Source organism: Shewanella sp., assembly GCF_048265805.1.
GTDB lineage: Bacteria > Pseudomonadota > Gammaproteobacteria > Enterobacterales > Shewanellaceae > Shewanella.
Genome location: NZ_JBLXAT010000002.1, coordinates 43,709 through 62,898 on the forward strand (window position 1 = coordinate 43,709; position 19,190 = coordinate 62,898).

Here is a 19,190-nt window from a genome sequence, read left to right on the forward strand (position 1 = left end):
GCATTTATTTACTGGTATCTAATGCAGGGAAAGATTTAACCAAATCGTCCACTGCTTTCATTTGAGTTAGATAACCTTCCAGCTGATGCAGCGGCAGCGCACATGGACCATCACATTTTGCTGCATCTGGATTTGGATGTGCTTCAATAAACAGACCCGCTAACCCAAGCGCCATGCCAGAGCGTGCCAGTTCAGTAGCTTGCGCACGGCGACCACCGGCTGAGTCTTCACGGCCACCAGGACGTTGCAGCGCGTGCGTTGCATCAAAGATCACTGGGTAACCGGTTTGCTTCATCTCATCCATACCCAGCATATCAACGACAAGGTTATTGTAACCGAAGCAGCTACCGCGTTCGCACAGGATGATCTCATCATTACCCGCTTCGTTGAACTTCTTGATGATGTGGCGCATTTCATGGGGCGCCAAAAACTGCGGTTTTTTGACGTTGATGATGGCACCAGTTTTCGCCATAGCAACCACGAGATCCGTTTGGCGCGCTAAAAATGCGGGCAATTGGATGATATCCACCACTTCCGCCACTGGCGCACATTGATATGGTTCGTGTACATCAGTGATCAGCGGCAAGTTAAAGGTATCTTTGATCTCTTGAAAGATCTTCAGACCTTCTTCCATACCTGGGCCACGATATGAGTTAACTGATGAACGGTTAGCTTTATCGAACGATGCCTTAAATACATAAGGGATGCCCAGCTTAGTGGTCACTTCAGCGTAGGTTTCAGCAATCTGCATCGCGAGATCGCGCGACTCCAGCACGTTCATACCGCCAAACAGCACGAATGGCTTGTTGTTGGCAATTTCAATATTGCCGATTTTGATGCTTTTCATCCTGCTTTTAGTCTCTCTACTCATGCCGCCATTGCGGCAATTCACCTAACAATTAGTTTCCGACCACTTGCAGCAACTGGCCACACATCCATGCCATGTAAGTGCCGACTGCGTAGCCAAATACCGCTAACAGTACCCCTACTGGTGCCAATGCTGGGTGGAATGCTGCCGCAACCACTGGCGCTGATGCGGCGCCGCCCACATTAGCTTGGCTCCCCACAGCCATATAAAACAGCGGTGCGCGGATAAGTTTCGCTACCAACAACATTAGCCCCGCATGCACGATCATCCAAATTATGCCGAGGAAGAAATACTCTGGCGTATCCAAAATCTTGGTGACATCCATATGCAAACCGATGGTAGCCACCAGAATATACAGATAAGCGGAACCCACTTTAGAAGCGCCTGCGGCTTCTAAATGCCGTGCTGGAGTAAATGACATCACCAAACCGATAGTGGTAACAATCACCACTAACCAGAAGAATGACGAGGTCAGGCTGTATTTTTCCGTCCACGGATAATGCTCAGTGAAGAACGGCGCCAACCAATCCGCACAGAAGTGCGCCAGCCCAGTTACCCCAAAGCCAACAGCGACAATCATCATTAAATCACGCAGGTTGGGAATACGCGCATTTTCGGCGTGATATTTCTCAACCTTGTCCCGCAGCGTATCAATGGCGGAAGTATCAGCCCCAGTTGAGGTATCAATCTTCTTCGCATTGGAAGCGAGAAACAGCAGTACCGCCATCCAGATATTGGCGACGATGACATCCACGGTCACCATCACGGAGAAGATATTGCCACCCACTTCATAGACTTCTTTCATTGCCGCTTGGTTAGCGCCGCCGCCAATCCAACTGCCAGCTAATGTCGTCATCCCACGCCAAACTGCATCCGGGCCGTGGTTGCCAGTCAACGCTGGGTCGATGGCAGACATGATCAGTAACGCCACTGGCCCACCAATCACAATCCCCACAGTACCGGTAAGAAACATCACCAATGCCTTAGGGCCAAGACTCAAAATGGCTTTTAAATCAACACTTAGAATCAACAACACCAAACAGGCAGGTAGCAGATAGCGCGACGCCACGTAATAGAGTTTCGACTCGTGGCCGTCAACAATGCCAAAGGTGTTAAGTAAAGAAGGAATGAAGTAACACAGCAGCAGCGCCGGAACAAAGCGGTAGAACTTTTGCCAGAACGGATGACTACTGCTGTTGGTGTAAAATACAAATCCTAATATGGCGGCCAGCAAGCCCAGCGCCGTAGCGTCGTTGGTAACCAGAGCGGTCGTCATAAACAAGGGGTCTCCCTGAAGTTAGCTCGTCCTATGGCGGTTAATGGAATGTCTGCGACTCTTCTCCAAGCTCACGCAGTTGCATTTTGACTAACTCAACCATCGGGTCGTGCGGGTTATTATCAATAAAAAACTGTAAGTCAGCGGTGGCCACATGAATCGCCCCCAACTGATGAGCAATAAAAGCGCGCTCGCGGTGCAGATTTAACTCGTCCGGATACCACGCCAGCATCAAGTTGCAGCACTCTAACGCCGCTTCAAATTCATGCGCTAATACTGCGGCTGATTTCAGCTCACTCATCATACGCATCAGAATTAACTGGTTATTAGCGGGCTGCAAATAGCGCGGTTTAAATGGTGCCGCATTACCTAACTCACCTTTCACCAGCGAATGTAGGTCATGACGTGATAAGAAATGCCCCGTCAACGGGTCGATATAATGAAACTCACCTGCAATGGCACATACCAGCGCGGTGGAACCGGGCAGTAACAGTAAGTCCAGCTGTAAATCCAGCTGTTTCCCGAGTAATTTCAAGGCGGTCGCTAAGGTGGTTGAATTACCACGGTGCAGCATGAAGCACATACCGAGATCGGCAGCGGCAATCGAGAAATACTCTTCCGCCGCTTGAAAGCCACGCTCTTGATAGAAGAAGCTCAACAACGCTCGCAGGCGTGCCTCTTCATCTGCCAGATAACGACTCAATACCGCACCGGATAATTCAAACCATGCCCATTTTGCTTGCTCGGCAGCGTTAAAACCTAAATGCTCTAACAACTCGAACGCACTATCGGGCAGAGTTAACGACTCGTCACTAAAGGAAAACTGTTTCATTGCTTAGAAAAATACCACGCGTTTTAGCACCGCCAATTTGGCAGCAAATGCCAACCATGCCAGGGCGCCTACAAAGCAAAAGATACGGTACATAGTGCCACGGTCAGCTTTCATCGCCATGGCTGCCAAGATGATATAAGCGATAACCGCCACTAACTTTTCAGTCAGCCAGCCGTTAGCAATTGGGTATTGGCTGATGATGACGCACAAGGCAATCCCGGAAACCAACAGCAAGGTGTCTACCGCATGCGGGGCAATGCGCAGCCATTTCTTTTGCAGTAGAGCTGAGCCTTTCAGCTTCATTGCAAAACGCGCAATAAACAGCATGACACTTAAGCCAATCATGGTGAGATGAAAGTGCTTAACCGCTGAGTAAACCATGTAGGTGTTGTCCATGAAATTCCGCCGTCAAATTTAAAGGCAACAGTGTACCCTATGGCGGACGACGTCTCCAACCAGATAACAGAGAAGCACGACTTCCTGTTACTGAAGTGGGGATAATTTAGGCAATATTCAATGAATAAGTCGTCAGCGTTTATTGTGCTACACCAATCACCATGTCGTTGTGCATAGCACGAGGATGGAACGTTAGTGGGCTTGAGATAACGTAACGGGCACCATGGGCGCCCGTGTAAGCAAACATTATTGCCACGTGCCTAAGGTGCAACGTTCGTTCGAACCAAAATCTCGCACTGTAGCAACATTGTTGTAGCCTAACGTTTGCAACTGCTGACGCATGGTTGGCCCTTGGGTATAACCGTGCTCCAACAAGATGTAACCACCACTACGCAAATATTGACGCGCATGTTCAGCAATAAAGAACAGATCGGCGAAACCATCATTTGCTGCGGTTAATGCGCTGCGCGGTTCAAAGCGCACATCGCCCAAATCTAGGTGCTCATCTTGCTCACTGATGTAGGGCGGATTAGACACAATCAAGTCAAACTGACGGCCACTGACCGCACTAAACCAATCACTTTGCAGCAGTTCTACGCGTGGCAGGTTGAGCTGTTCACGGTTAGCTTTAGCCAAGGATACCGCATCTTCGACTTTATCCACCGCAGTTACCTGCCATTGCGGCCGTTCATGGGCTAAAGACAACGCAATTGCGCCAGTCCCCGTACCGAGATCGAGCGCAGCAGACTCAGTTGGCAATGGCAGATTTAACGCGGTTTCAACCAAAATTTCGGTATCAGGACGAGGTATTAGCGTGGAGGCGTTAACCATAAATGGCAACGACCAAAACTCGCGCACACCAACAATATGCGCCACCGGCTTGCCGCTAACGCGCTGAGCAATCAGCTGTTCGAACTTACGCTGCTGCGCCTCGGTGAGCTGACGTTCCGGCCAGCTGTACAAGTAGCTCCGCGGTTTATCAAGGCTGTGCAATAGCAGCACTTCAGCATCCATGGCGGCAGAATCAGAGCACAGCTGCAATGCAGCCACGCCCCATTTTACTGCTGAGGCAATCGTGAGTTGAGTCACGGTTGACACCTTATTCTTCCGACAGCGCGGCCAATTGGTCCGCTTGGAATTCTTGCATGAGCGGATCGATCAACTGATCTAAATCGCCTTCCATAATTTCATTCAGACGATACAGCGTTAAGTTGATACGGTGTTCACTACAACGACCTTGTGGGAAGTTATAAGTACGAATACGCTCAGAACGGTCACCACTGCCCACCAATGAACGACGGGTAGATTCTTCAGCACTGCGACGTTTTTCATCTTCAGCCGCTTGCAAACGTGCGGCCAATACACTCAGCGCACGCGCTTTGTTTTTGTGCTGTGAACGTTCGTCCTGACATTCCACCACCAAACCGGTGGGTAAGTGGGTAATGCGGATTGCAGAATCGGTTTTGTTAACGTGCTGACCACCAGCGCCGGATGAGCGGAACGTGTCGATACGCAGATCCGCAGGGTTGATTTCCACCGCGGCCGCTTCAGGTACTTCGTGCATCACCGCCACGGTACACGCCGAGGTGTGTACTCGACCTTGAGATTCTGTTTCAGGCACACGTTGTACGCGGTGACCACCAGACTCAAACTTCAAGCGACCGTACACGCCATCACCAATGACGCGAGCAATCACTTCTTTAAAGCCACCGTGCTCACCTTCGTTGGAGCTGACCACTTCCACCTGCCAGCGACGCGCTTCGGCGTAACGGCTATACATGCGGAACAGATCGCCCGCAAAGATTGCCGCTTCATCGCCACCCGCACCAGCACGAATTTCCAAAAAGGCGTTGGTTTCGTCGTTAGGGTCTTTCGGCAATAGTAGGATCTGCAATTCGCCTTCAAGGCGTTCAAGTGCTGCTTTCGCCGCCTTCAACTCCTCGTGTGCCATCTCTTTTAGCTCTGGGTCGTCTTCATGCAGCATCTCTTCGGCAGTGACCAGATCTTCCTGCGCTTGTTTAAACGCGGCAAACCCTTTCACTACATCTTCAAGCTGTGCATATTCTTTCGACAGATTGCGGAATTTGTCTTGATCGGAGATCACGCTGGCATCGCTCAGCAACGCCTGCACTTCTTCATAACGCTCCACCAAGCCTTCCAGCTTGCGGATCACGGAATCCTTCATTTAGCTCGCTAACCTTAGTCTTTGTCCAAGCCGAGCGCGGTTCTTAGTTGTCCGAGAGCATTGAAATCGCCTTGGCGGCTAGCCACAGTTAACGCTTGAGTCGGTGCATGGATCAGTTTGTTGGTGAGGCGATTTGCCAGTTCGCGAAGCACTTCTTCGGCATCGCCACCCTGAGTCAATTTATGCACCGCCCGCTCGAGTAATTCGTCCTTGATCTCGTTAGCGTGCGTACGATATTCACGAATGCTGTCGACCGACTGTAACGAGCGAATCCATTCCATAAACTGGAATGACTGCTCTTCGGTGATAAGTTCCGCTTGTTCGGCGGCTTCACGGCGTGAAGCCATATTCTGTTCCACGATGCTTTGCAGATCATCCACGGTGTACAGATAAGCGTCGTCCAAGTCGGCAACTTCTGCTTCTATATCCCGAGGTACCGCAATATCAACCAACAACATAGGTTGATGGCGGCGCTGCTTCAGCGCTTTTTCCACCATGCCTTTACCAAGTATTGGCAGTGGGCTGGCGGTAGAGGATATCACGATATCGGCTTTTGGCAGATACTCTGGTATCTGTTCGAGGGTAATTGCTGTGGCATTGAACTCTTCGCACATCGCCTCGGCACGTGAAAGTGTGCGGTTTGCCACCACCATTGTGGCAACACCGTTCTCTTTTAAGTGCCGAGCCACCAGCTCAATGGTTTCTCCGGCGCCAACCAACAATACCTTAGTATTGCTCAACGCAGAGAAGATCTGTTTTGCCATCACCACCGCGGCAAATGCAACGGATACCGCTGCTGAACCGATTTCAGTCTCGGTGCGGACTTTCTTGGCCACAGAAAACGTATTTTGGAATAAACGGTCCATGGTGGCAGCCACCGTGCCGGACTCTTTGGCTTTGGAAAATGCCTGTTTCACCTGCCCTAAAATCTGCGGTTCACCTAATACTAGCGAGTCCAGCCCAGATGCTACGCGCATTAAGTGCTGCACGGCCTTCTGCCCTTCATGCTGATATAAACAAGGTGCTACATCGTCATGGTTAAGCTGATGGTAGTGCTCTAACCAACTAACGACTTTCTGAGCATCTTCGGTGTTGCAGTACAGTTCTGTTCTGTTACAGGTAGACACAATCACGGCTTCACCGCTGCCAGTCTCGCCAGCAAGGCTTTTCATTGCATCATGAATGGTGTCTGGGGAAAAGGCGACTTTCTCGCGCAAGTCAACAGTGGCAGTTCTGTGGTTAATACCAATTGCTACAAGGCTCATCTGACTCGTTCTGGACTCTTGGCGTGATTCTATTTATTGGCACTATTTTACTTAATTGACCAAGCTAAAAACAGAATACGCTTAACAAAACCGAATAAAGGTGAAAAAAGTGGTCAAAAGCCCCACTTAATTCGTTTATTTACCAGCACTTGCTTAAAATTCACTCATAACAGCAAATTCTGATAGATGCGGCATTTAGACATATGTTGTGTCGCAACGCAAAGGGCTCGTATCATAGATGTCACCAAAAAGCGGAACAGCCACAATTATTTTGAAGCGTCTCACAAATTTACATCATTACATGAGTTTCATTCGCAATAGCAGCTTATTACTCGCGCTGCTCTGGCTCACCGGTTGTGGCATCACGCCACCCGCCGATTGGCAAGCTACTGAAGTCAACAGTGTGCAAGATGCCAAAGCTTGGGAGTTAAAAGGCAAAATTGCGGTAAAAACACCCGAGCAGAAATTCAGTACCAATCTGTATTGGCTGCACACGCCACAGTCTGATGAGCTGCGGCTGACCAGCATGATCGGCTCCACGTTACTATTACTGAAAAGCGATGCGCGCTCCGCCACATTAGCAGTGGACGGCAAAACCTATCAGGGGCGTAATGCCAGTGAGCTAGTGCAACACTTGAGTGGTTGGCAAATACCTATCAGCCAGTTGCCACAGTGGATTGTCGGCCTACCGGGCGAAGCTAAAATTGTAGCGCGTAACGCAGCAGGCCAACCACAGACCTTAATTGAACAACGCCAATTACCGCCATGGCAGATCGATTATCAAAGCTGGCAGCAGCTAGCCAAGCACCAACTACCACGGGTAATGACGTTAGAACGCCAACAAGTATCGCTAAAAATCCAGCTAAATGAGTGGCAGGCACTCACCGAAAAACTGCCACAAGGAAACGCCCATGAGTAATAACGCCGTATCTTTGGGGTGGCCAGCCCCTGCTAAACTCAACTTGTTTCTGCACGTTAATGGCCGCCGCGCGGATGGTTACCATGAACTGCAAACCCTGTTTCAATTTGTCGACTTTGGTGATTGGCTCGATATAAAAGTCACCGACAAGCCAGACATCGTGCTGCGTAGCAATAGCAACATGGACGTCGCGCCACAAGATAACTTGATAGTTAAAGCGGCCAAATCGTTGCAACAAGCTAGCGGCTGTAGCCAAGGCGCTGAGATCTGGCTCGACAAAAAATTACCAATGGGCGGTGGCTTAGGTGGCGGTTCATCCGATGCTGCGACCACACTGGTTGCACTCAACGCTCTGTGGCAATGTGGCCTATCTGAAGACGAGTTAGCCGCACTAGGGTTGAAGCTCGGCGCCGATGTGCCGGTATTCATCCGCGGCCAAGCGGCCTTTGCCGAAGGAGTGGGTGAAAAGTTACAACCTGTCGATATTGATGAACACTGGTACGTGGTTATTGCCCCAGATGCACACGTGTCCACCGTCGAAGTATTTCAGCACCCCGCATTGCCACGGGATACACCTAAGCTGCAATTGTGTGATTTATTGTCCTCTGAATGGAAAAATGACTGCCAGAAATTAGTCACAGAGCAGTTTGCGCAAGTTGCCAACGCGCTCGCGTGGCTGATAGAATATGCGCCGTCCAGAATGACCGGTACTGGTGCTTGTGTATTTGGTCAATTCGAGACAGAGCAGCAAGCGCGAAGCTGTTTTGCGCAAATGCCATCAACGTTCCGTGGATTTGTTGCTAGGGGCATGAATCGCTCCCCATTAATGAGCCGCTTAGGCGAACTCTGAACCGATTCATCCAAGGATAAAGCGCGTCACTTTATCCCCTAAGTTCTTATACAAAGCAAACGCCCGAGGTTCCTAAAGTGCCCGACATTAAGCTCTTTGCTGGGAATGCCACCCCCAGTCTCGCCAAGAAGATCGCCGATCGTCTTTTTTGTAAGCTTGGAGACGCCGTGGTTGGCCGTTTCAGCGATGGTGAAATCAGCGTACAGATCAATGAAAATGTACGTGGTGCGGATGTATTCATTATTCAGTCTACTTGCGCTCCTACCAACGATAACCTGATGGAACTGGTTGTCATGGTTGATGCTCTGCGTCGTGCTTCGGCAGGTCGTATCACCGCCGTAATCCCTTACTTTGGCTATGCCCGTCAAGACCGTCGTGTGCGTAGTGCTCGTGTTCCTATCACGGCAAAAGTTGTGGCAGACTTCCTGTCTAGCGTGGGTGTTGACCGCGTACTGACATGTGACCTGCACGCAGAACAGATCCAAGGTTTCTTTGATGTGCCAGTAGATAACGTGTTTGGTAGCCCAGTGCTGCTGGAGCATATGCTGTCGAAGAAATTTGAAAACCCAGTGGTAGTATCACCCGATATCGGTGGTGTAGTACGTGCACGTGCTGTTGCTAAACTGATGGATGATGCCGATCTGGCAATTATCGACAAACGTCGTCCACAAGCCAACGTAGCGCAAGTCATGCACATCATCGGTGATGTTGAAGGCCGTGACTGCATCATCGTTGACGATATGATCGATACTGGTGGCACTTTATGTAAAGCGGCAGAAGCATTGAAAGCTCACGGTGCAAACCGCGTGTTTGCTTATGCAACTCACCCTGTATTCTCAGGTAACGCTGCAGATAACATCAAAGACTCAATGATTGACGAAGTGATCATCACTGACACCATCCCATTGAGCCCAGCGATGCAAGCCGTTGGCCGTGTAACTCAGTTGACCATGTCAGCCGTATTGGCAGAAGCCATTCGTCGCGTCAGCAACGAAGAGTCTATTTCTGCCATGTTCCATCAATAAGCGTTTGCTTGGTGGATACAGAAAACGCACCTCAGGGTGCGTTTTTTATTGGCTGAAACAACGCAAACTAACTACCTGTTGTTTTGAAAACCCATAGTTTATGTGTAGATGCAACTTTTTCAATACCGTACAAATATTGCAATACAGCAAAACGGTGCCGCCCCTCGATTAAAAGGTAAGGAGTTGCACAACCAACACTTCCTGGATAATTCATGGTTCCCTTACGATTTAGTAAAACTATAGGATAGATAGGCCATGTCCTATACATATTAGCGTAATTAAGAATACTATTTAATCTGTCATCAGGTTTTGAATCTTGGAGGAGCGCTCTGTAATATTCGACAAAAGGCTCAGAAAAGTAGCACTCTCGAAGTAATTCTTCTGCTCTAATCGTTTCTAAAGACACTTCAATTTTTTCATAATCTAGCCAATCATATCTATAGGCTGAATCTGGATGCTCATAAAACCATTGAGCTAAGATTTCTTTATTGAAATTTGGGAGTAGTTCACCAACTCGGTTGCAATAATGCGCAATGTCCTCATCAACGTCTCCACTATCATCTAAATATGGCAAATACTTACTATTCAAGATTAATCCACAATTTACATATAAAGACCAACACCCGAAGCAGAATACATTAGCGCGCTTTGCATGTCACCGAGACGCCCCAGACGCTTAACTTCATCTGCAACATCGTTGGTCTCGATATCAAGATGCACTCGACTAGGATGGTCAACTTGCTGCACTTCATGTGGAGATGACTATTAGGGTCTAACAGCTACACATATTGATTATCTGCAGATGCCGAGAATGAGTGGGTTGGCATACCCAGCGCTTCGATCCAGAACATCGACGCAGAGCTTAAATCCTAGGTATGTCTATGATGAATCCAACTAACTTGATTTTATGCATGTAGCAAACGTCCTTGATTATTACACGCCCAACGAGGCCAATTAGTGCTGTTGATTAATTGGCTAACTGTATATCAGTTCTTCAGCGGCGACTCCACGGTGGGAAACATGCAAGTGCTAATTTCAGGGCATTTGTCAAACAGGTGCGGTAACCCATGACGCACACCAAAAATTCTATATGCAATCATCTGAGCGGCCATATGGCGAGAGGCGTAGAAGATATTCAGCGTAGATGGTCTAAATCTAGTAACTCAATCACATCACTGCCAGCAATACAGGCGTAATAATGCAAACAACTTTGAAAATTTAAATGGGGATTTAACACAAGAAGAGAAAATGGCTGGGGTACCTGGATTCGAACCAGGGTATGCCGGTATCAAAAACCGGTGCCTTACCGCTTGGCGATACCCCACCTGAGGTTGTTACATTGTCGAGCGGAATTGGCTGGGGTACCAGGATTCGAACCTGGGATGCCGGAATCAGAATCCGGAGCCTTACCGCTTGGCGATACCCCATCCGTGGACAGCATCACCTAACACTTGGTGCTGTATGATGGTGGCTATGGCGGGATTTGAACCTGCGACCCCAGCATTATGAGTGCTGTGCTCTAACCAACTGAGCTACATAGCCACAACAGGTCACAAATGGCTGGGGTACCTGGATTCGAACCAGGGTATGCCGGTATCAAAAACCGGTGCCTTACCGCTTGGCGATACCCCACCTGTGATTTGTGCTGGGAGAATGGCTGGGGTACCTGGATTCGAACCAGGGTATGCCGGTATCAAAAACCGGTGCCTTACCGCTTGGCGATACCCCACCAATTGAAAGTTACTAAACATCATGTCGAAAATGGTACGGGAGGAGAGACTTGAACTCTCACACCTTGCGGCACCAGAACCTAAATCTGGCGTGTCTACCAATTTCACCACTCCCGCATTTCGAGATGATGCATCCAAAAAGGATGGTGGCTATGACGGGATTTGAACCTGTGACCCCAGCATTATGAGTGCTGTGCTCTAACCAACTGAGCTACATAGCCGCTACAACTTCCTGCCCTCTCTCCCGAGAGAACGGGGCGTATTATGCTTATTCGGTCCAAACAGGTCAACAGCTTTTTTCGTGTTAATTCCCGCTTTTAAGCCGTTCGCTTATAATCTCATCAAACTGACCAGCCAGTACACAATTATAAGCTAAATCAGCAGCATTTAAGCTGCTGATTGCTAATCTACCCTATTATACGTTGAACAGGAAGTGCATCACGTCGCCATCTTTAACGACATATGTTTTGCCTTCCACACGCAGTTTGCCTGCTTCTTTTGCGCCGTTTTCACCTTTATATTGCACAAAGTCGTCATAAGCCATCACTTGCGCACGAATAAAGCCACGTTCGAAGTCAGTATGGATCTTACCAGCCGCTTGCGGTGCGGTAGCGCCGACAGGCACAGTCCAAGCACGGACTTCTTTAACACCGGCGGTAAAGTAGGTTTGCAGGTTCAGCAATTCATAACCCGCGCGGATCACGCGATCCAGACCTGGCTCATCTAAGCCAAGATCAGCCATGAACTCATCACGCTCTTCGGCGTCCATTTCCGCCAGTTCAGATTCAATCGCAGCACATACTGGCACCACGACGGCATTTTCTGTAGCGGCAATGGCGCGGACGGTATCTAAGTGTGGATTATTTTCAAAACCGTCTTCAGACACGTTCGCAATGTACATGGTTGGCTTTAAGGTTAAGAAGTTCAGGTAAGCCACGGCTTCCAGCTCTTCTTTGGTCAAATCCATGCTGCGCAACATGTGGCCTTCATCGAGTACTGGTTTCATTTTTTCCAATACTTCAACTTCGAACTTAGCTTCTTTGTCACCGCCTTTGGCACGTTTTTGCTGGCGAGTAATGGCGCGTTCACAGCTATCTAAGTCAGCCAATGCCAATTCGGTGTTGATCACTTCGATATCTGATGCTGGGTTAACTTTGTTAGCCACATGCACAATGTTGTCGTTTTCAAAGCAACGCACTACGTGACCGATAGCGTCGGTTTCACGGATGTTCGCGAGGAATTTGTTACCTAAGCCTTCGCCTTTTGATGCACCAGCCACCAGACCTGCAATGTCCACAAACTCCATGGTGGTTGGCAACACACGTTCTGGGTTCACAATCGCAGCTAATACATCCAAACGTGGATCTGGTACGGGTACCACACCGGTGTTTGGCTCAATCGTACAGAAAGGAAAGTTGGCAGCTTCAATACCAGCTTTAGTTAACGCGTTGAACAGAGTCGATTTACCGACGTTTGGCAAACCCACGATGCCGCATTTAAAACCCATGTTAATACCCTTTTTCAATCAAATCCGGCGGATAACCGGTTATAAAATCGTTTTAAAATTACTGCGCCTTGAATGCGTGCAAGCGATTCATGGCTTTGGTTAAATCATCTGTTAGCAAGATATCGGTCGCCCGCACAGCTTCATCTATGGTGGCATCAAGCAATTGCTGTTCGGTTTGAGGAGCTTTGCCCAACACAAAACCGCTGACTAAGTTTTTATCGCCCGGATGGCCAATGCCAATGCGTAACCGATAAAAATCTTTGTTATTGCCCATTTTGGCAATGATATCTTTGAGGCCGTTATGACCACCATGGCCGCCACCCAACTTAAACTTAGCCACACCCGGTGGCATGTCTAATTCATCGTGGGCCACCAACATCTGTTGTGGTTCAATTCTGAAAAAGTTGGCCAAGGCGGCTACCGCCTTACCACTTAAATTCATGAACGTGGTGGGTATCAGCAAGCGCACATCACGCCCTTTTACCGTTAGCCGCGCCGTTAAGCCAAAATATTTGCTGTCGGGCACTAAGTTGGCGCCATACTGACGCGCTAGTTGCTCGACATACCAAGCACCCGCATTATGGCGGGTCCGCTCATATTCGGCGCCAGGATTTCCTAATCCAACAATCAGCTTTATATCTGTCATGAAATTCTATCGTCACTACGAGGACTGTTCGACACTCGGCATAAACCAAAATGCCGCGAACTGAAAACGCGGCATTTTAGCACTCTAATCAAAAGAACAACAAATCGGCGCGTTAGCAGCTACGAGAGGCCCAACGCGTATTTCAGCACTTTTTGTTTGACCGGATTATTAAAGTTCGCCAGTTTCAGGCCCACATTGCGCGCAAGCTTAAGCGGTAGCAGGTCGTTACTGAAGCCCGCGTAGAATAGATCCATGCCAGTCATCATCAATTGATTATCAAACCAACGGCTGCGTTGATATTGCTCCAAGGTGTTGGTTTGCCACCAAGTTTGCGGCTCAGCTGTCAGGGCATTATCGACGGCCTTAATCAAGGCTTCCACATCTTTAAAGCCTAAGTTGACGCCCTGCCCCGCTAGCGGATTGATAGTATGTGCAGCATCCCCCAACAGCACCAAGTGCTCTTTAAAGTAGCGGTTAGCATGGCGGCGAGTCAGCGGGAAGCTGCCTTTACTGACCACCTCGAAGCGGCGGTCAAGCCGTTCAGGGAAGTGTTTATCGATCTCTTGCTTTAGCTGTTTATTAGATAACTGCGATAACGCATTGATCCGCGCAGCTTGGTCGTACCACACTAATGAGGCGTTATTGCCCGGCAGTGGTAGCAAGGAGCGTGGACCGCTTGGCGTGAACTGTTGCCAAGTCACATCTTGTTCGGCACATTCAGTGGCAATATTGATCAACATGCATGATTGACGGTAATCCCATCCCGTTACACCGATGCCAGCCCATTGCCGCACCATGGAGTTAGCGCCATCAGCACCGACTAACAGCTGAGCATCTAATACCTGACCATCATCCAAGCTGACTTCAATACCACTGCAAGCACGCACTAAACGACTAACTTTGGCAGGACAATAAAGGTGAATGTTGTCGTGTGCTGCAAACTGTTGCCACAGCGCTAACTGCACTAATCGGTTTTCCACAATATGCCCCAGATGCGACATTTTCAGCTGTGAGGCGTGAAATTGGGTGATACAACCATCCATTTCCCATGTTTCGAGGCCACGATACGCCACGTGGCGCATCTCCCACAATGCATCCAACGCGCCCAAGCGAGCCAATAGATTTTCAGACGATACACTAATGGCCGAGACTCGCACATCCAGCGGTTGTGCCACGTCATAGGGTTGCAATTGACGATGTTCCACTACGGCCACAGACAGCCCCAATTGCGCTAAGCCTAATGCTGCGGCGGCGCCCACCATGCCACCACCTATGATGACTACGTCGTGTTGGATATGTTGTTTTGTCACGTTCTCATTCCTGAAGAAGCGCTAATCACCTGTGTGGTGGCGGCTCATGCTTCATTGATATTGCCTACAGCTTAGTGCTGTGCTGCTACTTGCTGTACTGGCGCACAGCTAACAGACCGAAAAGGAAGTCATTACTATAACTTTCGTGGGTTGGCGCTATTATGCCGCAAATCAATATTTGAGAAAACGTGTAGCGAGAGATTCGAGTTTCGAGTTTCGAGCTTAGAGCTTAGAGTAGCGAGTTAATAGCTGCGAGCGAGTATCTCGTCACTCGCAACGCGCGACTCGCTGCTGCTTTTAGGTTATTTTTGTGAGATCCTGCACTGACTATTGGCATGCTGACGCCATCGCAGGTAAAATGGCGCGCTATTTTTCCCAGCGGTACGAGAGAGCACGGCAAAACTGATGAGCAAGAAACTCCATATCAAAACCTGGGGCTGTCAGATGAATGAGTATGACTCAGCAAAGATGGCCGACCTGTTAAACGAATTTCAGGGCTATAGTCTGACCGATGAAGCGGAAGAGGCTGACGTTCTGTTGCTTAATACCTGCTCGATTCGTGAAAAGGCTCAGGAAAAAGTTTTTCATCAGCTCGGGCGCTGGAAAAACCTCAAAGACAAAAATCCCGATTTGATCATTGGCGTAGGTGGCTGTGTCGCCTCTCAAGAAGGCAAAGCGATTAAAGACCGCGCCCAATGCGTAGATATCGTATTTGGCCCGCAAACATTGCACCGTCTGCCAGAGATGATCAATCAAGTACAAGGCGGCAACAAAGCGGTTATTGATGTGAGCTTCCCAGAGATTGAGAAGTTTGACCGTTTGCCAGAACCACGTGCAGAAGGCCCAACGGCTTTCGTCTCAATCATGGAAGGTTGCAGCAAATACTGCTCTTTTTGCGTGGTGCCATACACCCGCGGTGAAGAAGTTAGCCGGCCATTAGACGACGTGATTCTAGAAGTTGCCCAGCTCGCAGAACAAGGCGTGCGTGAAGTAAACCTGCTCGGCCAAAACGTGAACGCCTATCGCGGTGCGAAACACGATGGCGAGATCTGTAGCTTTGCCGAACTATTGCGTTTTATCGCAGCAATTGACGGTATCGACCGCCTGCGCTTTACCACCAGCCACCCGATTGAGTTCACTCAAGACATTATCGACGTCTACGAAGACACGCCAGAATTGGTGAGCTTTCTGCATTTGCCTGTACAATCCGGCTCAGACCGTATTTTGACGCAGATGAAACGTGGCCACATGGCGATTGAATACAAATCGATTATTCGTCGTCTGCGTAAAGCTCGTCCAGATATTCAAATCAGCTCTGACTTCATTGTTGGCTTCCCAGGTGAAACCGCACAAGACTTTGAAGACACTATGAAGCTGATTGAAGATGTGAACTTTGACCACAGCTTTAGCTTTATCTATAGCGCGCGTCCGGGCACCCCTGCGGCGGACTTGCCAGATGATGTCGATTTAGAAGAGAAAAAGCAGCGTTTGGCACGTTTGCAAGACACGATTACCCACCAAGCCATGCGTTACAGCCGTCAAATGCTCGGCACAGTGCAACGTATTTTAGTGGAAGGCCCATCGGTGAAAAACCCTATGGAACTGCGCGGCCGTACTGAAAACAACCGCGTAGTGAACTTTGAAGGTCAACCGCATCATATCGGTAAGTTTGTCGACGTCGAGATTATGGACGTCTACACCAACTCACTGCGCGGTAAATTTGTCCGTGGTGAAGATGAGATGGACCTGCGTAAACACTTACGCCCCATCGACATTGTGGCCAAACATCAGAAAGAAGATACCTTAGGCGTTGGAACCTACACGCCATAAGACATCAACGAAAGGCGGCGCAAGTCGCCTTTCACGTTTTAAGCGGTGGTGATTTTCCATTAGCATTTCGAGCAACAGGCTCGTAAACTGAACTTTTATGTTGTAAGCAATAAGCGGAGTTATTTTTGTCCAACAAACTGACTGCAATGGACCTCTATCTGGAACCAGCAGACATACGCCGCCTGGCCTCTCTCTGTGGTCCTTTTGACGATAACATCAAGCAGATCGAACGTCGTATCGGCGTAGAGATCAGCTATCGTAACAACCATTTTCGTATCGTGGGTCAACCACAAGGATGCTTATCAGCCAATCATCTGCTGAAAGCACTTTATGTTGAAACCGCGCCAGTTAAAGGCACCACGCCGGACTTAGATCCCGAGCAAGTGCATATTGCCATCCAAGAAACAGTGTCACTGGAAGCTGACGACGACAGCGACCAGCCGAAAGAACACTTCATCAAAACCCGTAAAGGGGTGATTAAGCCGCGTAACCCTAACCAAACCCAATATGTGGCCAATATTGTGCGCCATGATATTAGCTTTGGTATCGGCCCAGCAGGTACGGGTAAAACTTACTTGGCCGTTGCCGCTGCGGTAGACGCATTAGAACGCCAAGAAGTACGCCGCATTTTACTGACCCGCCCTGCGGTGGAAGCGGGCGAAAAACTGGGCTTTTTGCCGGGTGACTTGAGTCAGAAAGTCGACCCATACTTGCGCCCATTGTATGACGCGCTGTTTGAGATGCTCGGTTTTGAAAAGGTAGAACGCCTGATTGAAAAAAGCGTGATTGAGATTGCCCCGCTGGCTTACATGCGTGGCCGTACGCTCAACGACGCCTTTATCATTCTGGACGAAAGCCAAAACACCACTGTGGAACAGATGAAGATGTTCCTGACTCGTATTGGCTTTAACTCTAAAGCGGTGATTACTGGCGATATCACCCAGATCGACTTACCTAAACATGTGAAATCGGGTCTGCGCCACAGCATTGAAGTGCTGGCCGATGTGGATGAAATTAGCTTTAACTTCTTCCAGTCGAAAGACGTGGTGCGCCACCCAGTGGTCGCACGTATTGTCGAAGCCTATGAAAAACACGAGCAAACAGAGCAAGCCGCAAAAGCTGCCAAAGAAAGAGCCCGTGAGCAACGCGAATCTGTAACGGAAACTAACCATCATGAGTCTTGAGCTCGATTTGGATTTACAAATCGCTTTTGAAGCGCCAGATCTGCCAACGCTGGCGGATTTTGAGCAATGGGCGACGCTCGCCATTGGTAACGCTATGCCAGTGGCTGAAATGACCATTCGCATTGTCGATGAAGCGGAAAGTCAGCAATTAAATAACGATTATCGCGGTAAAGATAAGCCAACTAACGTGCTATCTTTTCCGTTTGAAGCCCCACCGGAAATTGAACTGCCATTGCTGGGCGATTTAGTGATTTGTGCGCCCGTCGTGGCGCGTGAAGCTGCCGAGCAGCATAAGCCATTACAAGCCCATTGGGCACATATGGTTGTGCATGGTTGCCTGCATCTGCTAGGTTATGATCATATTGAAGATGACGAGGCTGAAGAAATGGAGTCTATTGAGACCCAACTAATTGAAAGTCTTGGTTTTACCGACCCATACAAGGAGCAATAGTTGTCTGCCCGTCAGACACAGGAAACATTATGAGTGACGACATCCCCCCGAGTACGAACGCCCAAAAGAAAGGCTGGTTAGACAAAGTTAGTCAGTTATTTCAGGGCGAGCCCCAGAATCGTGAAGAACTGGTAGGGGTTATTCAAGACGCTGAACAGCGCGACCTTATTACCGAAGACACCAGCGAGATGATCAAAGGTGTTCTGGAAGTCTCGGATTTACGCGTACGGGATATTATGATCCCGCGTTCGCAAATTGTAGCCATTCAATACACTGATGGTGTGGATGAAATCCTCAACACCGTCATCACTTCCGCACACTCTCGCTTTCCGGTAGTGAACGAAGATAAAGACCACATTGAAGGCATCTTACTGGCCAAAGATCTTATCCCTTACGGCTTTAACAATGGCGATGATCCATTTTCACTGGAACAAGTGATCCGCCCTGCCGTAGTTGTGCCAGAAAGCAAACGGGTAGATGTATTACTGAAAGAGTTTCGCTCTCAACGTTACCACATGGCCATTGTGGTCGATGAGTACGGCGGCGTCTCAGGTCTAGTGACCATTGAGGATATTCTGGAAGAGATTGTCGGGGAGATTGAAGATGAATTCGATCATGACTCCGAAAACGAACCAGATATTCGTAAAGTGGGTGGCCGCGTATTTATGGTCAAAGCGCTTACTGCTATCGATGATTTTAACGAACACTTCGGCTGTAACTTTAGCGATGATGAATTCGATACCGTTGGCGGTTTAGTGAGCCACGCCTTTGGGCGTCTGCCGGAACGCAATGAAAAAATCACTATTGGCGGGTATGAATTTAAAGTGATCAGTGCCGACACTCGCCGTTTGGTGCAATTACGGGTTAAACTCCCAGATCAGGATGAATCTGAAAGTAGTAATGACTAGTGTTGCAC

18 protein-coding genes and 7 tRNA genes are annotated in these 19,190 nt (G+C 49.0%); 7 read left to right on the forward strand and 18 right to left on the reverse strand.

From position 1 onward, the window contains the following. Positions 1-4: 4 nt before the first annotated feature. The 7 genes from kdsA to hemA form a co-directional block, all read right to left on the reverse strand. Positions 5-847 (reverse strand): 3-deoxy-8-phosphooctulonate synthase, encoded by an 843-nt coding sequence (gene kdsA / locus ACN0TT_RS01465; protein WP_417760373.1) that lies wholly within the window; start codon positions 845-847, stop codon positions 5-7. Positions 848-899: 52 nt separating this feature from the next. Further along, positions 900-2,144: a DUF819 domain-containing protein gene (locus ACN0TT_RS01470; protein WP_417760374.1), complete on the reverse strand. Its 1,245-nt coding sequence runs from the start codon at positions 2,142-2,144 to the stop codon at positions 900-902. 40 nt (positions 2,145-2,184) lie between these two features. Beyond that, positions 2,185-2,976 (reverse strand): tetratricopeptide repeat protein, encoded by a 792-nt coding sequence (locus ACN0TT_RS01475; RefSeq protein WP_417760375.1) that lies wholly within the window; start codon positions 2,974-2,976, stop codon positions 2,185-2,187. A gap of 3 nt (positions 2,977-2,979) precedes the next feature. After that, on the reverse strand, positions 2,980-3,372 hold the full coding sequence (locus ACN0TT_RS01480) for a SirB2 family protein (RefSeq protein WP_417760376.1): 393 nt from the start codon (positions 3,370-3,372) through the stop codon (positions 2,980-2,982). A 246-nt stretch (positions 3,373-3,618) separates the two neighbouring features. Then, positions 3,619-4,461 (reverse strand): peptide chain release factor N(5)-glutamine methyltransferase, encoded by an 843-nt coding sequence (prmC, locus tag ACN0TT_RS01485; protein ID WP_417760377.1) that lies wholly within the window; start codon positions 4,459-4,461, stop codon positions 3,619-3,621. Between the two features lie 10 nt (positions 4,462-4,471). After that, positions 4,472-5,557: a peptide chain release factor 1 gene (gene prfA / locus ACN0TT_RS01490; protein ID WP_417760378.1), complete on the reverse strand. Its 1,086-nt coding sequence runs from the start codon at positions 5,555-5,557 to the stop codon at positions 4,472-4,474. 14 nt (positions 5,558-5,571) lie between these two features. Then, positions 5,572-6,822: a glutamyl-tRNA reductase gene (gene hemA, locus ACN0TT_RS01495; RefSeq protein ID WP_417760379.1), complete on the reverse strand. Its 1,251-nt coding sequence runs from the start codon at positions 6,820-6,822 to the stop codon at positions 5,572-5,574. Between the two features lie 301 nt (positions 6,823-7,123). Here hemA and lolB point away from each other — a divergent pair, with 301 nt between their 5' ends. The 3 genes from lolB (at position 7,124) to ACN0TT_RS01510 (ending at position 9,616) form a co-directional block, all read left to right on the forward strand. Then, the gene (gene lolB, locus ACN0TT_RS01500; RefSeq protein WP_417760380.1) at positions 7,124-7,741 is read left to right on the forward strand and encodes a lipoprotein insertase outer membrane protein LolB; all 618 of its coding nucleotides are present in this window, start codon (positions 7,124-7,126) and stop codon (positions 7,739-7,741) included. Next, positions 7,734-8,591 carry a 4-(cytidine 5'-diphospho)-2-C-methyl-D-erythritol kinase gene (ispE, locus tag ACN0TT_RS01505; protein ID WP_417760381.1) on the forward strand — a complete coding sequence of 286 codons (858 nt, stop codon included), beginning with the start codon at positions 7,734-7,736 and terminating at the stop codon, positions 8,589-8,591. Before lolB ends, ispE begins: the two co-directional genes overlap by 8 nt. A gap of 77 nt (positions 8,592-8,668) precedes the next feature. Beyond that, on the forward strand, positions 8,669-9,616 hold the full coding sequence (locus ACN0TT_RS01510; protein ID WP_238894478.1) for a ribose-phosphate pyrophosphokinase: 948 nt from the start codon (positions 8,669-8,671) through the stop codon (positions 9,614-9,616). Positions 9,617-9,683: 67 nt separating this feature from the next. Here ACN0TT_RS01510 and ACN0TT_RS01515 read toward each other — a convergent pair whose 3' ends face one another. The 11 genes from ACN0TT_RS01515 to ACN0TT_RS01565 form a co-directional block, all read right to left on the reverse strand. Further along, positions 9,684-10,205 carry a hypothetical protein gene (locus ACN0TT_RS01515; RefSeq protein WP_417760382.1) on the reverse strand — a complete coding sequence of 174 codons (522 nt, stop codon included), beginning with the start codon at positions 10,203-10,205 and terminating at the stop codon, positions 9,684-9,686. Positions 10,206-10,865: 660 nt separating this feature from the next. Further along, positions 10,866-10,940, reverse strand: a tRNA-Gln gene (locus ACN0TT_RS01520). A 29-nt stretch (positions 10,941-10,969) separates the two neighbouring features. Then, positions 10,970-11,043, reverse strand: a tRNA-Gln gene (locus ACN0TT_RS01525). A gap of 38 nt (positions 11,044-11,081) precedes the next feature. Beyond that, a tRNA-Met gene (locus tag ACN0TT_RS01530) sits at positions 11,082-11,158 on the reverse strand. Positions 11,159-11,173: 15 nt separating this feature from the next. Continuing rightward, positions 11,174-11,248 (reverse strand) — tRNA-Gln (locus tag ACN0TT_RS01535). Between the two features lie 22 nt (positions 11,249-11,270). After that, positions 11,271-11,345, reverse strand: a tRNA-Gln gene (locus tag ACN0TT_RS01540). Positions 11,346-11,378: 33 nt separating this feature from the next. Then, positions 11,379-11,463, reverse strand: a tRNA-Leu gene (locus ACN0TT_RS01545). A gap of 27 nt (positions 11,464-11,490) precedes the next feature. Beyond that, positions 11,491-11,567 (reverse strand) — tRNA-Met (locus ACN0TT_RS01550). Between the two features lie 194 nt (positions 11,568-11,761). Next, entirely contained in the window at positions 11,762-12,853 is a 1,092-nt protein-coding gene (gene ychF / locus ACN0TT_RS01555) for a redox-regulated ATPase YchF (RefSeq protein ID WP_417760383.1), read from the reverse strand. A gap of 58 nt (positions 12,854-12,911) precedes the next feature. Continuing rightward, complete coding sequence (gene pth, locus ACN0TT_RS01560) at positions 12,912-13,499, reverse strand: aminoacyl-tRNA hydrolase (protein ID WP_417760384.1); 588 nt, start codon at positions 13,497-13,499, stop codon at positions 12,912-12,914. 119 nt (positions 13,500-13,618) lie between these two features. Further along, positions 13,619-14,809: an FAD-dependent oxidoreductase gene (locus ACN0TT_RS01565; RefSeq protein WP_417760385.1), complete on the reverse strand. Its 1,191-nt coding sequence runs from the start codon at positions 14,807-14,809 to the stop codon at positions 13,619-13,621. A 405-nt stretch (positions 14,810-15,214) separates the two neighbouring features. Between ACN0TT_RS01565 and miaB the strand changes: the two genes are divergently transcribed. The 4 genes from miaB (at position 15,215) to corC (ending at position 19,182) form a co-directional block, all read left to right on the forward strand. Next, the gene (gene miaB, locus ACN0TT_RS01570) at positions 15,215-16,639 is read left to right on the forward strand and encodes a tRNA (N6-isopentenyl adenosine(37)-C2)-methylthiotransferase MiaB (RefSeq protein ID WP_417760386.1); all 1,425 of its coding nucleotides are present in this window, start codon (positions 15,215-15,217) and stop codon (positions 16,637-16,639) included. 125 nt (positions 16,640-16,764) lie between these two features. Further along, complete coding sequence (locus tag ACN0TT_RS01575; RefSeq protein ID WP_417760387.1) at positions 16,765-17,823, forward strand: PhoH family protein; 1,059 nt, start codon at positions 16,765-16,767, stop codon at positions 17,821-17,823. Beyond that, a complete protein-coding gene (gene ybeY, locus ACN0TT_RS01580) occupies positions 17,813-18,274 on the forward strand; it encodes an rRNA maturation RNase YbeY (RefSeq protein ID WP_417760388.1) in 462 nt (153 codons plus the stop codon). The genes ACN0TT_RS01575 and ybeY overlap by 11 nt, the downstream gene beginning before the upstream one ends. A 29-nt stretch (positions 18,275-18,303) precedes the next feature. Then, entirely contained in the window at positions 18,304-19,182 is an 879-nt protein-coding gene (gene corC / locus ACN0TT_RS01585) for a CNNM family magnesium/cobalt transport protein CorC (protein WP_417760389.1), read from the forward strand. Positions 19,183-19,190: the final 8 nt, after the last annotated feature.

Excerpts from the sequence above, each read along its gene's own strand:
- kdsA (WP_417760373.1), bottom strand. The coding sequence starts at position 847 with ATGAAAAGCATCAAAATCGGCAATATTGAAATTGCCAACAACAAGCCA.
- ACN0TT_RS01470 (WP_417760374.1), bottom strand. The coding sequence starts at position 2,144 with ATGACGACCGCTCTGGTTACCAACGACGCTACGGCGCTGGGCTTGCTG.
- ACN0TT_RS01475 (WP_417760375.1), bottom strand. The coding sequence starts at position 2,976 with ATGAAACAGTTTTCCTTTAGTGACGAGTCGTTAACTCTGCCCGATAGT.
- ACN0TT_RS01480 (WP_417760376.1), bottom strand. The coding sequence starts at position 3,372 with ATGGACAACACCTACATGGTTTACTCAGCGGTTAAGCACTTTCATCTC.
- prfA (WP_417760378.1), bottom strand. The coding sequence starts at position 5,557 with ATGAAGGATTCCGTGATCCGCAAGCTGGAAGGCTTGGTGGAGCGTTAT.
- hemA (WP_417760379.1), bottom strand. The coding sequence starts at position 6,822 with ATGAGCCTTGTAGCAATTGGTATTAACCACAGAACTGCCACTGTTGAC.
- lolB (WP_417760380.1), top strand. The coding sequence starts at position 7,124 with ATGAGTTTCATTCGCAATAGCAGCTTATTACTCGCGCTGCTCTGGCTC.
- ispE (WP_417760381.1), top strand. The coding sequence starts at position 7,734 with ATGAGTAATAACGCCGTATCTTTGGGGTGGCCAGCCCCTGCTAAACTC.
- ychF (WP_417760383.1), bottom strand. The coding sequence starts at position 12,853 with ATGGGTTTTAAATGCGGCATCGTGGGTTTGCCAAACGTCGGTAAATCG.
- pth (WP_417760384.1), bottom strand. The coding sequence starts at position 13,499 with ATGACAGATATAAAGCTGATTGTTGGATTAGGAAATCCTGGCGCCGAA.
- miaB (WP_417760386.1), top strand. The coding sequence starts at position 15,215 with ATGAGCAAGAAACTCCATATCAAAACCTGGGGCTGTCAGATGAATGAG.
- ybeY (WP_417760388.1), top strand. The coding sequence starts at position 17,813 with ATGAGTCTTGAGCTCGATTTGGATTTACAAATCGCTTTTGAAGCGCCA.
- corC (WP_417760389.1), top strand. The coding sequence starts at position 18,304 with ATGAGTGACGACATCCCCCCGAGTACGAACGCCCAAAAGAAAGGCTGG.